We start from the raw sequence: 12,629 nt of genomic DNA on the forward strand, positions 1-12,629 counted from the left end.
GCAGGAAAACACGCTCAGACGCGCGCGCTCAGAGTGACCGGATACCCCGGAACGCCTGACCGGATGCTGTCGGAACGAGCAACCGGATGGCCCGGAATACGCACTGACAGGTCCGGTTTGCCTCAACCCTCATGTTCTCGTCGTTATCGATTGCCGGAACAGGGCGAGGCTGGACACGAGGAAGACGGCGCCGAGCCCCGCAACTGCCAGGAACTTCGGCCAGACAATGTCGAAGCCGGCGCCGCGGAAGACGACCGCCTGCGCGAAAGCCATGTAGTGGCGCGAGGGAAGCAGCCATGTGAGCGGCTGGACGATCTCCGGCTGGCTTTCGATCGGAGTCATCCCGCCGGACAGCATAGTCATCGGGATGATGGTCATCATGATCAGGAGAGAAAACTGCGCCATCGTGCGTGCGATCGTGCCGAGGAAAATGCCGATCGCCGCCGCGGCGAAGAGGTAGACAGTCGTCCCGCCGATGAGCAGCCAATGCGACCCTGCGACTGGCACCGCGAGAATCGTCTCCACGACGATGAGCAACGACAGCGTGAAGGCCGCGAGAATGACAAGCCCGTTGGCCCAGACCTTTGCCATAGCGATCTGGAACGATGTGAGCGGCATGACCAGGAGATGCTCGATCGTCCCATGCTCGCGCTCGCGGAGAAGCGCCGCACCGGTCAGGATGATCGTCAGCATCGAGAGCTGGTCCAGCAACGCCACAACGGCGCTGAACCACATGCCCATGCCATTCGGATTGAAGGCCCGACGCTCGACGAGCTCCACGGACACATCGGTCGTATCGTCCGAACGCATCACGAAGCGGTTCACTTCGTGGATGACGATGTTCTGGATGTAGCTCGCGCCAAGGCTTGCTTGCCCGACGGCGGTCGCGTCGATGTTCACCTGGACCTTGGGCTGGCGACCCTGGCGCACGTGCTTCTCGAAATCGGGCGGGATGACCACGACGAACATGAAGCGGTCCTGATCCATCCCGTGGTCGATCTCGCTGGCCGAGATCAGCTCCGGCTCCTTGAAATAGGGCGGGTAGAGCGCCGTTCCGATGACGCGGGACAGGGTCGAGCGATCCTCGTCGACGATTGCGACGGAGGCGTTGTTGACCGTCTCGCTGATCGCGGTCGCCTGGGAGTAGATCGAGAAGCTGAACGACCAGACGATGAGCGCGACAAGGATTGCGTCGCCCATGACGCTCCGAAGCTCCTTGGTGCCGAGCCAGAAGATGTTCTCCCAGGTCCTCATCGACCGCTCACGCCTCCTGCTTTCTGAGGAAGGCCGCCGCAGTGATGACGAAGACCGGGCCAAAGAGGGCAAGCGCGGCGAGGTCGAAGGTCAGGTCCGAGAAGTCGAGGCCCTTCGTGAAGGCCCCGACGCTCAGATGCATGTAGTAGGTAGCCGGCCACAGCGATCCGATCACGCGGCCGCCGCCTTCGAGGGTCGACGTTGGCTGCATGATCCCGGCGAACTGCATCGTCGGCAGCATCGACAAGATCGTTGTGGCGAAGACCGCGGCGACCTGCGACTTCGTGACCGATGAGATGAGCAGCCCGAAGCCCGTCGTTGCTATCACGTAGAGCGTGGCTCCGACGAACAACACGGACAGGCTTCCCTTCAGCGGCACCTGCAGCACGAATACGACGAGAACCGTAAGGATGAGGAAATTGACGATGCCGATGCCGATATAGGGCAACTGCTTGCCGATCAGATACTCGAGCCGGTTCGTCGGCGTCACGTAGAAGTTCGAAATCGTGCCGATCTCTTTCTCACGCGCCATGCTGACCGCCATCAGGATGGCGGGAAAAAGCAGCAACAGCAGCGCCGGGGTCTTGGGCCCGATCGAGAAGATCGTCTCGAACGAGGGATTGTATCGGTAGCGCGGTTCCACCGTCACGTTCGAAACCGCGCTCGCGTCGACCCCTGCCGTGTTGGCCAGTTCCACCAGGTAGGTGCTGTGGCCGCCCTCGACATAGCCTTCGATGATGGCAGCCCTGGTCGTGTTCGCGCCGTCGATCCAGGCAGAGACGCTCGGTGCCTCGCCCTTGTTCAGGTTTCGACCGAAGTCGGGCGGGATCTCGATTGCCAGCGTGATGTCGTTGGCGCGCAGTCGCTCTTCCAGCTCGTCTACGCTCTGGAGCGCAGGCTGTTCGAGAAAGTAGCGTGATCCCTCGAAACTGCGGAGATACCCGCGACTCTCGGCAGTCCGGTCGAGATCGAGCGCGGCGTAGGTCAGGTCTTCGACATCGAGCGACACGCCGAAGGAGATGACGATCAGCAGGATCGAACTCCCCAGAAACGCGAATGCAAGGCGCACCGGGTCGCGCATGATCTCCAGAACCTCCCGAGAGCTGTAGGCCAGGAGCCGGGAGAGGCGAAACCGGCTGCCTGCCTGGCGGTGCTCCGGCGCTGCGGCCGCAGCGGTCGGCGCGTCGACCAGCCCCGCCGCACCTGTCGTCTGGCCTTCGGTTTCACCGATGGCGTCTTCAATATAGCCGATGAACGCTTCCTCCAGGGTGTCGGCGCCCTTCGCTTCGACGAGATGCGCCGGCTCGTCGCAGGCGAGCACGCGCCCCGCATGCATCAGCGAGATGCGATCGCAGCGCAGCGCCTCGTTCATGAAATGCGTGGAGATGAAGATCGTGACCCTGTCCCGGCGCGACAGCTCCACGAGCAGCTCCCAGAATTCGTCGCGCGCGACCGGATCGACCCCCGAGGTCGGCTCGTCGAGTATGAGCATCTCCGGCTCATGGATGATCGCGACGGCGAGCGAGAGCCGTTGACGGATGCCTAGCGGCAGCGATGCCGCCAGCGAGCCCATATGCCCGTCGAGACCGAAGCGGCGCGAAAGCTCGCGGATCCGATCGTCCGCCCTGGCCCGGTCGACATGGAAGAGCTTGGCGTGCAGCGTGAGGTTCCGCTCTACCGTCAGCTCGCCATAGAGCGAGAACGCCTGGGACATGAAACCGACCCGTTTCCGGGTCTCGATCTCGTTCGCATCGACAGACCGTCCGAAGAGGAAGGCTTCGCCCTCGGAAGCCGGAAGAAGCCCGGTCAGCATCTTCATCGTCGTGGTCTTGCCGCAGCCGTTCGAGCCGAGAAAGCCGAAGATCTCGCCTTGCTGGATTTCGAAGCTGACCCGGTCAACCGCCGTGAAATCGCCAAATCGGCGCGTCAGTCCCCTGGCAACGATGGCGGGGTTGCCGTCTGTCTTCTCCAGGGGAGGGATCGTCAGGGTGCCGGCATCACGCTTCTGCCCGTCCGGCAGCAGGCGGACGAAGGCTGTCTCGAGATCAGCGGCCTCTGTCCTTCGCCGGAGCTCGGCCGGTGTTCCGGCGTCGAGAACGCGGCCTGCGTTCATCGCGACCAGCCAGTCGAAGCGCTCCGCCTCATCCATGTATGCGGTGGCGACCACGACGCTCAGGCCGGTTCGCTCTTCACGGATGGCGTCGATCAGCTCCCAGAACTGGCGGCGCGACAGCGGGTCGACCCCGGTCGTCGGCTCATCCAGGATGAGGAAGTCAGGGTCATGGATCAGCGAACAGCAGAGCCCGAGCTTCTGTTTCATGCCGCCGGAGAGTTTGCCGGCGGGGCGCGCGAGAAACGGATGGAGGCCGGTGGCCTTCGTCAGCCGGTCGATGCGCGCCCTGCGCTCGCTGCGGCCCTGTGCGAAGAGCTTGCCGAAGAAGTCCAGGTTCTCTTCGACACTGAGATCCGCATAGAGGTTCTTTCCGAGACCCTGCGGCATGTAGGCGATGCGTGGGCCGACGGCAGTCCGATGGCCGGCAGACGCCATGTCGTTGCCAAGAACCTCGATGCGGCCTTGCTGGATCCGCCGTGCGCCGGACAGGAGCCCCAGGAGCGTCGACTTTCCAACGCCATCCGGCCCGAGGAGGCCGATCATCCGGCCCATCGGCAGGTCTAGCGTGACGCCGTCGATGGCGCGCACGCCCCTGTACATGTGCGTGACGCCCCGAATCCGGGCGATCGGCCGATCCTCGCCAATCATGTCTCCGCGTCCCCGCTAGTTTCCACCGACGGCGGTTTGATCGGCGTCTGGCGGCGGCTTCCGAAGGAACTCCGGCCACGGCGATGCGTCTTCTTCTGGCTGAGGCGCCAGCCGGATGTAGGCGACGCCGCGCACGCCGGTCTTCACCTTGTCGATATGCGCCAGCACCAGTTCCTCCGGCACGCGGACCTTGACGCGGAACATCAGCTTCTCCCTTTCGCTGCGCGTCTCGACTTCCTTCGGCGTGAACTGGGACTCGGGCGAGACGAAACTCACCGTTGCTGGGACAAAGAAGTCGAAGATGTCGAGCATGATGCGTGCCTCGGCACCGAAAGAGGCGCGATGAGCCTGCGCCAGCGGCAGGAACACCTCCATGTAGATGTCCGAGAGGTCGACGAGGGTCAGCACCTTGCCACCGCTGGCCAGCACTTCGCCGGGCTCCGCCAGTCGGTAGAGCACCCGGCCGACCGTCGGGGCGACCAGCGTGGCGTCGTCGATATCCGTCTTGATCGCCGCCGCCGAGGCGTTCGCCGCATCGACGTCGCGTTCGCGCGAGAGGAGAGTCGCTTCGGCGGCAGCAACATTGGCGATGGCCGCGTCTCGCTGGCTGATGCGGATATCGAGAGCCTCCTGGGCCGCGTGCCCCCGCTCGACCAGGCGGGTGGCCCGCTTCAGCTCCTGCTCGGCAAGCACGAGCCGGGCATTGGCCTCTGCGATCGAGGCTCGGGCGGCGGCGACGTCGCTTTCGGCGCTGGCGATATCGGCCTTGGCAGCGAGATACCTTGCCTGCAAGGAAGCGGTGTCGATCGTGGCAACATGATCGCCTGGCTGCACGAGATCACCTTCGCGAACCAGGATCTCGGCGACGCGGCCGGCGGTCTTTGTGGCGATATCGATCTGCACGGCTTCGATCCGGCCGTTGCCGGAGGCGATGTCGTCCGGCAACGGGTCCGGGTTCAAGCCGAATATCAGATAGCCGGCACCGGCCAGCAAGGCAGCGGCGCCAAGCGCCAGTATCTGCTTCACCTGCATCTCATTCTTCCCGATTCTCCCGCCTGCCAATCGATTTCAGTTGCGAGTCCTGCGGCGCATTCGTCGCGACGGGCGTGCGTTGCAGTGGGAACATCGGCTCACCCATCATCCGCGCTTTCGAGAGCCGCCTTTGCGTCTTCGTGGGCCTCTGCGGTTTGTTCGAGGTGCTTGAAGGCCTCCGCGCCCTTCGCCGACATGTGCGGCGACGTCGCCGCTCACCCTGAGATCGCCTCCGCCCCACTCTTCGGTTTCGACCCCGAGATGATCCCACCCTCATCGGTCTCGACCCGCTGAACGGTGCCGCGCCTTCCGGCGGGCAGGCCGAGATCGGGTTTCCGGTCATGCAGCGTGTGCGACATGTTCGAACTCCGTCTGGTCGGTCCTGGGCAGGGCGAACTTTGTGCATCGCACTAGGTGGGCACGCGCCAATCGATCACCGACCGCGTTGGGTATCCCGAATCACCATAGCGGGTTTGCTGCGCTGCCATACTGCGCTGCATCAATTCGCGCCCCGTCGCGATGCGGTAGTGCTGAGTCGGAATGCCATCTGGAGGATCTGATGAGGCAGCAGACACCGGGCGACGCGAAGCTACGCAGATCCATCGCTCCGCAGAGTGTCGCTCCACAGGCCGTGGCGACCGGAACGGACACGCCGGCAGCCCTGCCGCCGACCATGGAGCAAGGCGATTCCTACTCGGCGACGGCGATGCGCGATGTTCTCGATCACGCTAGCCGCGCAATGCTCGCCCGGATGACCGGCGGCCTGTCGCCGGCGGGCCTCGGCGCCATGTGGGCGGATTGGGCCGTGCATCTGGCAACGTCGCCCGGCAAGCAGGGAGAGCTTTGGGAGAAGGCCTTGAGAAAGAGCCTGCGCTTTCGCCAGTACGCCCTGCAATGCGCCATGTCCGGCGGCACGGCGTCGAGCTGCATCGAGCCGCTGGCCCAGGACAGGCGGTTTCGCAACGAGGCCTGGCAGCAGCCGCCCTTCAACCTGCTCTATCAGGGCTTCCTGCTGACCCAACAATGGTGGTACAACGCCACCACCGATGTGCGCGGGGTCACCAGGGCGCATGAACGCGCGGTCCAGTTTGCCGCCCGCCAGGTGCTCGACGTGTTCTCGCCGTCGAACTTTCTGCCGACCAATCCGGAAGTCCTCGCGAGGACCCGCGACGAGATGGGCCAGAACCTGGTGCGCGGCGCACAGAACTTCTGGGAGGACTGGGAGCGCGCGATCGCCAGCAGGCCGCCCGCCGGCGTCGAGGATTTCCGCGTGGGAGAGACCCTGGCCGCGACCCCGGGCAAGGTGGTCTGCCGCAACCGGCTCATGGAGCTGATCCAGTATGAGCCGGCTACCAGCAAGGTTCGGCCCGAGCCGATCCTGATCACGCCGGCCTGGATCATGAAATACTACATCCTCGATCTGAGCCCGGAAAACTCGATGGTCAAGTATCTGACCGAGCAGGGCTTCACCGTGTTCATGATCTCGTGGAAGAACCCCGGTCCCGAGGATCGCGAGCTCAGCATGGACGACTATCGGCGCCTCGGCCCGATGGCAGCCCTCGATACAGTGGAAAGGATCACCGGCAGCGACAGGATCCACGCCGTCGGCTACTGCCTCGGCGGGACGCTGTTGTCGATCGCCGCGGCCGCAATGGCGCGCGACGGCGACGACCGGCTATCCAGCATCACCTACTTCGCCGCCCAGAGCGATTTCACCGAGGCAGGCGAGCTGATGATCTTCATCAGTGAGAGCGAGGTGACGTTCCTCGAGGACATGATGTGGGAGCAGGGTTTCCTCGATGCGAAGCAGATGGCCGGCGCATTCCAGATGTTGCGCTCCAACGACCTGGTCTGGTCCCGGATGCTGCGCACCTATCTGCTGGGCGAGCGCGATGTCGTGAATGACCTGATGGCCTGGAACGCCGACACCACCCGGATGCCCTACCGGATGCATTCGGAATATCTGCGCAAGCTCTTTCTCAACAACGAGCTTTCGACCGGCCGCTACGAGGTCGACGGACGCCCGGTCGCGCTCAGCGACATTCGCGCACCGATCTTCGCCGTCGGCACCGAGACGGACCACGTTGCGCCGTGGCGGTCCGCCTACAAGGTGCACATGCAGACCGATACCGACGTTACCTTCGTGTTGACCAAGGGCGGACACAACGCCGGGGTGGTCTCGGAGCCGGGGCATCCACGCCGGCACTACCGCGTCCATACCAGCCGCCACAGCGACACCTATCTGCCGCCGGACGCCTGGGTGGAGCGGGCCATGCTGAAAGACGGCTCATGGTGGCCGGAATGGGCGGCCTGGCTTGCGGAACGCTCCACCCAGCCCGCCGCCCCGCCGCCGATCGGTCTGCCTGGCAACGGGCAGACACTGCCGGATGCGCCCGGAAGCTACGTGATGGAAGGCTGATTCATGCCCATGCCAGGCGGACTTCCGGGCCGGAAATGACGGGCTGGCCGTCGGCATCGCCAACGAGCCCTCCATCGCCGCTGGCTGCGTGCACGCGTTCCACGAGGCGGGCGCCGCATTGGCCGTCACCTGCCTGAACGAACGGGCCCGGCGTCCTGTCGCGCCGACCGCCGATGCGGTCGAGGCGGAGATAGTCCGCCCGCCCGATGGCGAGGCCAGCGATGAGCTTGACGCTGGGCTCGCAAGAAATTGCGCGCCGCTGGGGGCTGCTTGGCCAAGATTACCCGCACGCTCTAGCACGACGATATCGAGCGCTTCGAGGTGATGTCGGGCGACGTGAATCCCGCTCATGTGGACGAGGCGTTCGCCAGATCCGACATGTTCCGCAAGGTGATCGCCCCCGACATTTGGGGCGGCGCGCTGATCCCCGCCGTGCTCGGCCCCGGGCTGTCGGGTCCGGCCACCATCCACCTCAACCAGTCGCTGAGCTTCCGCCGGCCGGTCGGACTCGGTGATACCGTGACAGTGCGGGTGACGGTGCACGAGAAGCGCGCTGAGGCCAGCGCCTGTTCCTCAATTGCGAATGCCTTAATCAGAATGGCGAAACGGTGACCAAGGGGGAGGCCAAGGTTATCGCGCCTGCCGTCAGGGTGCGGCGTCCAAGAACGATCCTGCCGGCGGTGCAACTGCACAAACGCGGCGCGCGCTACGGACGTCTCATCGAAACCACGCGCGATCTTGCGCCGATCCCGCCCGCCGTCCATCCGTGCGACCGGAAGGCACTCGAGGGTGCGATCGGAGCCGAGCGCGAGGTCCTGATCCTCCCCATTCTGGTCGGGCCGGAAGCGCGGATCCGCGCGGCCTCCGGCAAGACCGGCATCGAACTCGGAGAGGTCGAGATTGTCGATGCGCCGCGCAGCCATGCGGCCGCTGATCGGGCGGTTGAAGTGGTCCGCGCTGATGTGGGGCTCCCTCACACCGACGAAATCATGGCCGCCGCAATCTACAGGGTGACCGGTCTGCGCTTCGAGCGGCGGATCAGCCATGCCTTCGCGCTGGATGTGCCGACCTATCCGAAGCCACTCTTCGCGACCGATGGCGCAATCAACATCCAACCTGATATCGAGACCAAACGGGACATTGTCCAGAACGCCTTCGAGCCCGCACTGCGCTGGGCATCGAGCGGCCGAAGGTTGCGATCCCTTCCGCGGTCGAGACGGTCTATCCAATGATCGCCTCGAGGGTCGAAGCCGCGGCGCTGTGCAAGATGGCGGATCGTGGCCGCATCACCGGCGGACCGATTGAGGGACCGCCGGCATTCGACACCGCGATCTCCAGGCAGGCAGCCGAAGCGAAACCTATCGGTTCACCTGTGGCCGGCGATGCCGATATTCTCCTCGCACCGGATCTCGGAGCCGGCAACATGACCGCGAAACAGCCGATGTATCTGGCCGGCGCGGAGGCGGCAGGGATCGTGCTCGGCGCCCGGGTGCCGATCATGCTGACCAGCCGCGCAGACGGCACCCTGTCCCGCCGCGCCTCGGCAGCTCTGGCCCCGCTTTCTGTCCGCCGCAGTTCCTGCAGGGCGCCATGACCGAGGCAATCCTGATTCTGAGCGCGGGGTCCTCGTCGATCAAGTACGGTCTCTACTCCCTAGCGGATGACGGCGACTTCTAGCGAAAGGCGCAGATCGACCACATTGGCCTTGCGCTGGCGTCTTGATCTTCTCGGTCGTAGCAGGAGCCGGACCCCGCTGACGCTGGTGACGCTGGTGACGCCCACACGGCGCTGCTCACTCGCCTTCAATCGCGCATCCATCGCGAGATTGGCAGCGATACCGTCACCGCGGCCGGGCACCTCGTCGTCCATGGTGGCCGCGATATCGTCGCGCATCTGGGCCACGGCGCGAGCATGTGTGCAATGCGGGCGCGGACGAGCATCGCAAACAGAATGGGGGATGCCGCGCTCGATGATCTGGTGATGGTTGAGCGCTGCGGCGAGCCTGACCCAGGTGTGGTCCTGCATCTCATTCGCGACCGTGGCATGAGCGTTGAGGGGGGGCAGGAGCTTCTGGCTCGAGAATCTGGATTACTGGTCTTCTCCGGATTGAGCGACGACATGCGTGATTTTCTTGCGAGTATTGGACGAAGGCGCCCGCCTTCTACCTGCAGGCCTCCAGCATCGCCTGGCGGCGCGAGGTGTGCCAACATTGACCGTTCCCCTCGATCAGGGCCGCGCATAACTGGGGTTCTCCGGTTGATTGGTTGCGGCGAGCGTCGGCGCGGAGCGCACAACAGGCTCAGGCGACGGCGCGGCGTTGGTTGCCAGGAACTCCTTGGGTGACAAATGGCCGGGCGCCGAGTGGGGGCGCTCGGTGTTGTGGTGGTGGCGCCATGCCGTGATTTCCTCTCGGGCATGACGGAGCGAGCGAAACCAGTGTGGGTTGAGGCACGCGTCGCGGAGCTTGCCGTTGAAACGCTCCGCGAAGGCGTTCTGGACAGGCTTGCCGGGCTCGGTGAAGCGGAGCCGGGCACCGGAGCGCTCCGACCACTCGAAGATCGCCCGGCTGGTGCCCTCGGGGCCGTTGTCGAGGACGATCTCCCCGGGCAGCCCGAAGCGCCTGCCCGGCTCGTCGAGATATCGCGCCGCGCGAGCGCCGGAGACCGAGAGGTCAATGATCTGACCAGGGCAGACACGGCTGTGGTCGTCGATGACGTCGAGCACCCGGAACCGACGATGATCGGCGAGCTGGTCGCTCATGACGTCGGGAGACCAGCGCTGCATCGGCCGTTCCGGCACCCGGGGCGCAGTCCGGTCGCGACGGGGAAGCTTGCGCCGCTTCGTCGTCCTGACCTGCAGGCCTTCGGCGCAGCGGAGGCGCCAGGTCCGTTTGCGGTTCGTCACAGGCCCTTCCCGGCGCAGCATGGCGTGTGGGCGCAGAGAGCCATAGCGCCGGTTCTCCGAGGCCAAGGTCCGCATTCGCTCGAGGACATCACCGTCGTTGCGGGCGCCGGGGCGATACTGCTGCACGGAGCGTGAGAGCCCCACGATCCGGCAACTCCGCCGCTCGCTCAGGCCCAGTTCGTCCAACAGGAAGCCCACGGCTTTGCGCCTGGCCATGGGCGCCACCAGTCTTTTGCCAGGAGCTCCTTCATGGCGGACATGCCGAGCACCTGGTCGGCGACGATCCGCTTCAGCCGGGCATTCTCGGCTTCGAGGTCACGGAGCGTCCTCGCCTTTCACGCGGAGAAGGGCGCGCTCGAGAGGCCGTACCGGCGGCACATATCCGCGGTCTTTGCCCCCGCTTCCGGCGTGCGCAGGATCGCGATGACCCGCGCCTCGCTGACGTTGCGAAGCGGCGCGCGCGAAGCGTGGAGATCGCTTCATCCTCCGGTCCTCTCACTCGGCCGGGCTCCAGCATCAGATGGAGGAAATTGCAGGGGCAGAGCACCGGAGCCCAGACGGGCCGCCGGCGTCTAGGATCCGCGACCAACAAGTCCGGGTCAATGCCGCGAACGGCCCATCAGTGGTGGAGTGCGGCCGGTAGATAGAAAGCTCCGGGTGGCGCGAGCGCGCGCATGATGCCCGGCGGGTGTCAGCCATTTTCCAGCTCGAAGGTCGCCAGTGGCAGTCCCGCCTCGACCGTCACGCAGAGGCGCACCCTCGCGCCCTCCGCGAGAAGGCTTCGGTCCGCGAGGTTGACGATGTTGGTCAGCAGCCGCGGCCCTTCGTCGAGCGCGACGATCGCCACGTTGTAGGGTGTCCGGCCCTCGAGATGGGGCGCATAGGCGCGGTGATACCAGACCCAGGAGACGAGCCGCCCGCGCCCGCCGGTGTCGCGCCACGCCCGCCGGGGCGACAGGCAGGCCGGGCACTGCGCGCTCGCCGGAAGCCAGAGATGGCCGCAGTCGGCGCAGGCCTGGCAGCGCAGCACCCCTGCGGCGATGCCGTCCCAGTAGTGCCGGTTCAGATCGGTGATCTCGGGATGCGGAAAGCTCATGCCGGCTGCCCCAGGATGAGGGTGGCGTGGGTGTGCATGCTGCCGCCCTGGTTGGAGACGATGCCGGCCTTCGGTGCCTTCACCTGCAGCCGCGCATCGCCCCGCATCTGGCGCACGCCCTCGATGACGAGCTGGAGCCCCGGCGTGCCGGATTCCGCGAGCAGCCCGCCGGAGGTGTTGAGCGGCAGCGCGCCCTCCGGCCCGATCCCCTCGGCGAGCGCCAGCGCCCCGGCCTGGCCGCGGGGCGCAAGCCCGTAGTCCTCCAGCGTCTGCAGCACGGTGACGGTGAAGCAGTCGTAGATCTGCGCGACGCCGATATCCTCCGGCCCGACCCCGGCCATGCGATAGGCGGTGCGGGCAGATTCGGCGGCCATGGTGTCGAGCAGGTCGGGTCTGAGATGAACCTCCCAGCTCTCCTGGCCCTGGCCGAAACCGAGGATCGGAACGGGGCGGGGCAGCGCCAGCTCCTTCGCCCTGCGCGCGGAGCAGACGATCACGGCGGCGCCGCCGTCGGAGAGCAGGCAGCAGTCGTCGCGCCGCAGCGGTTCGACCACGAACGGGCTCGCGAGATAGGTGTCCATGTCCAGCGGCACGCGCAGATGGGCATGGGGGTTGCCGAGGGCATTGGCGCGGGCCTGCACCGCGATCGCGCCGAAATGCGTGTCCGGCGCGCCGTAGCGGTTGCGATAGGCCTGATGGATCATCGCGTAGCCGGCCGCGGTGGAATACCAGCCATAGGCGGCCTCCTCGCCGCGCGGGCGGTGATAGACCGCATGCGAGCCGGTGCGCGGCGTGTCGCCATAGCAGATCAGCGCCATCTCGATCATGCCGGCCTCGATGGCGAGCGCCGCGAAGGAGATCAGCGAGACATTCGCCGCGCCGCCCTGATCGAGCGCGCAGCCCATCCGCGGGCGCAGCCCGAGCGCCTGCGCGACCTGCTGGCCATAGAGGATCGACGGGGCGGAATTGGCCATCTTCACGAAGACCCCGTCGAGCATGTCCTTCTCGATGCCGGCATCGGCGATGGCGTTCCGCGCGGCCTCGACGATCAGCGCGACCCTGTCGCGGCCCGGATGCTTGCCGTAGCGGGTGTGCCCGACGCCGGCGATGACTGTCCTTCCCCGCATCCCGTCTCCCTCGCGGTGATCGATGGCGCCGGCCCG

Annotated in this window: 13 protein-coding genes; 6 read left to right on the forward strand and 7 right to left on the reverse strand. The window is 65.9% G+C overall.

Translation table 11 applies throughout. The features are described 5' to 3' along the window. Nucleotides 1-129: 129 nt before the first annotated feature. Genes QSJ97_RS06410 through QSJ97_RS06420 form a run of 3 tightly spaced genes read right to left on the reverse strand, consistent with a single transcriptional unit; the run spans nt 130 to nt 5,047 of the window. On the reverse strand, nt 130-1,254 hold the full coding sequence (locus QSJ97_RS06410; protein ID WP_285670839.1) for an ABC transporter permease: 1,125 nt from the start codon (nt 1,252-1,254) through the stop codon (nt 130-132). Nucleotides 1,255-1,261: 7 nt separating this feature from the next. Further along, nucleotides 1,262-4,015 carry a ribosome-associated ATPase/putative transporter RbbA gene (gene rbbA / locus QSJ97_RS06415; RefSeq protein ID WP_285670840.1) on the reverse strand — a complete coding sequence of 918 codons (2,754 nt, stop codon included), beginning with the start codon at nt 4,013-4,015 and terminating at the stop codon, nt 1,262-1,264. A gap of 15 nt (nt 4,016-4,030) precedes the next feature. Next, a complete protein-coding gene (locus QSJ97_RS06420) occupies nt 4,031-5,047 on the reverse strand; it encodes an HlyD family secretion protein (RefSeq protein ID WP_285670841.1) in 1,017 nt (338 codons plus the stop codon). Between the two features lie 673 nt (nt 5,048-5,720). Between QSJ97_RS06420 and QSJ97_RS06425 the strand changes: the two genes are divergently transcribed. The 5 genes from QSJ97_RS06425 to QSJ97_RS06440 all read left to right on the forward strand — a co-directional run bounded on the left by QSJ97_RS06425 (nt 5,721) and on the right by QSJ97_RS06440 (nt 9,060). Beyond that, entirely contained in the window at nt 5,721-7,466 is a 1,746-nt protein-coding gene (locus QSJ97_RS06425) for a PHA/PHB synthase family protein (protein ID WP_285670989.1), read from the forward strand. An 88-nt stretch (nt 7,467-7,554) separates the two neighbouring features. Then, on the forward strand, nt 7,555-7,791 hold the full coding sequence (locus QSJ97_RS24965) for a Rossmann-fold NAD(P)-binding domain-containing protein (protein WP_434220893.1): 237 nt from the start codon (nt 7,555-7,557) through the stop codon (nt 7,789-7,791). After that, the gene (locus QSJ97_RS06430; RefSeq protein WP_285670842.1) at nt 7,791-8,078 is read left to right on the forward strand and encodes a MaoC/PaaZ C-terminal domain-containing protein; all 288 of its coding nucleotides are present in this window, start codon (nt 7,791-7,793) and stop codon (nt 8,076-8,078) included. Before QSJ97_RS24965 ends, QSJ97_RS06430 begins: the two co-directional genes overlap by 1 nt. Then, on the forward strand, nt 8,075-8,698 hold the full coding sequence (locus tag QSJ97_RS06435) for a hypothetical protein (RefSeq protein ID WP_285670843.1): 624 nt from the start codon (nt 8,075-8,077) through the stop codon (nt 8,696-8,698). The genes QSJ97_RS06430 and QSJ97_RS06435 overlap by 4 nt, the downstream gene beginning before the upstream one ends. Next, complete coding sequence (locus tag QSJ97_RS06440) at nt 8,695-9,060, forward strand: phosphate acyltransferase (RefSeq protein WP_285670844.1); 366 nt, start codon at nt 8,695-8,697, stop codon at nt 9,058-9,060. The genes QSJ97_RS06435 and QSJ97_RS06440 overlap by 4 nt, the downstream gene beginning before the upstream one ends. A gap of 59 nt (nt 9,061-9,119) precedes the next feature. Here QSJ97_RS06440 and QSJ97_RS06445 read toward each other — a convergent pair whose 3' ends face one another. Then, complete coding sequence (locus tag QSJ97_RS06445; RefSeq protein WP_285670993.1) at nt 9,120-9,491, reverse strand: hypothetical protein; 372 nt, start codon at nt 9,489-9,491, stop codon at nt 9,120-9,122. Here QSJ97_RS06445 and QSJ97_RS06450 point away from each other — a divergent pair. After that, on the forward strand, nt 9,387-9,809 hold the full coding sequence (locus QSJ97_RS06450) for a hypothetical protein (protein WP_285670845.1): 423 nt from the start codon (nt 9,387-9,389) through the stop codon (nt 9,807-9,809). The genes QSJ97_RS06445 and QSJ97_RS06450 overlap by 105 nt on opposite strands. Here QSJ97_RS06450 and QSJ97_RS06455 read toward each other — a convergent pair. The 3 genes from QSJ97_RS06455 to QSJ97_RS06465 form a co-directional block, all read right to left on the reverse strand. Next, a complete protein-coding gene (locus tag QSJ97_RS06455; RefSeq protein ID WP_285670846.1) occupies nt 9,693-10,586 on the reverse strand; it encodes an IS3 family transposase in 894 nt (297 codons plus the stop codon). The genes QSJ97_RS06450 and QSJ97_RS06455 overlap by 117 nt on opposite strands. Before the next feature lie 475 nt (nt 10,587-11,061). Next, nucleotides 11,062-11,466, reverse strand: a complete 405-nt coding sequence (locus tag QSJ97_RS06460) for a Zn-ribbon domain-containing OB-fold protein (RefSeq protein ID WP_285670847.1) — start codon at nt 11,464-11,466, stop codon at nt 11,062-11,064. Continuing rightward, nucleotides 11,463-12,593 (reverse strand): thiolase family protein, encoded by a 1,131-nt coding sequence (locus tag QSJ97_RS06465; RefSeq protein ID WP_285670849.1) that lies wholly within the window; start codon nt 12,591-12,593, stop codon nt 11,463-11,465. Before QSJ97_RS06465 ends, QSJ97_RS06460 begins: the two co-directional genes overlap by 4 nt. Between the last annotated feature and the right edge of the window lie 36 nt (nt 12,594-12,629).

Source organism: Paralimibaculum aggregatum, assembly GCF_030270585.1.
Lineage (GTDB): Bacteria > Pseudomonadota > Alphaproteobacteria > Rhodobacterales > Rhodobacteraceae > Thermohalobaculum > Thermohalobaculum aggregatum.

Coding starts and splice junctions, on each gene's coding strand:
- QSJ97_RS06410 (WP_285670839.1), bottom strand. CDS start 1,254: ATGAGGACCTGGGAGAACATCTTCTGGCTCGGCACCAAGGAGCTTCGG.
- rbbA (WP_285670840.1), bottom strand. CDS start 4,015: ATGATTGGCGAGGATCGGCCGATCGCCCGGATTCGGGGCGTCACGCAC.
- QSJ97_RS06420 (WP_285670841.1), bottom strand. CDS start 5,047: ATGCAGGTGAAGCAGATACTGGCGCTTGGCGCCGCTGCCTTGCTGGCC.
- QSJ97_RS06425 (WP_285670989.1), top strand. CDS start 5,721: ATGGAGCAAGGCGATTCCTACTCGGCGACGGCGATGCGCGATGTTCTC.
- QSJ97_RS06430 (WP_285670842.1), top strand. CDS start 7,791: ATGTCGGGCGACGTGAATCCCGCTCATGTGGACGAGGCGTTCGCCAGA.
- QSJ97_RS06440 (WP_285670844.1), top strand. CDS start 8,695: ATGATCGCCTCGAGGGTCGAAGCCGCGGCGCTGTGCAAGATGGCGGAT.
- QSJ97_RS06450 (WP_285670845.1), top strand. CDS start 9,387: ATGCGGGCGCGGACGAGCATCGCAAACAGAATGGGGGATGCCGCGCTC.
- QSJ97_RS06445 (WP_285670993.1), bottom strand. CDS start 9,491: ATGCAGGACCACACCTGGGTCAGGCTCGCCGCAGCGCTCAACCATCAC.
- QSJ97_RS06455 (WP_285670846.1), bottom strand. CDS start 10,586: ATGGCCAGGCGCAAAGCCGTGGGCTTCCTGTTGGACGAACTGGGCCTG.
- QSJ97_RS06460 (WP_285670847.1), bottom strand. CDS start 11,466: ATGAGCTTTCCGCATCCCGAGATCACCGATCTGAACCGGCACTACTGG.
- QSJ97_RS06465 (WP_285670849.1), bottom strand. CDS start 12,593: ATGCGGGGAAGGACAGTCATCGCCGGCGTCGGGCACACCCGCTACGGC.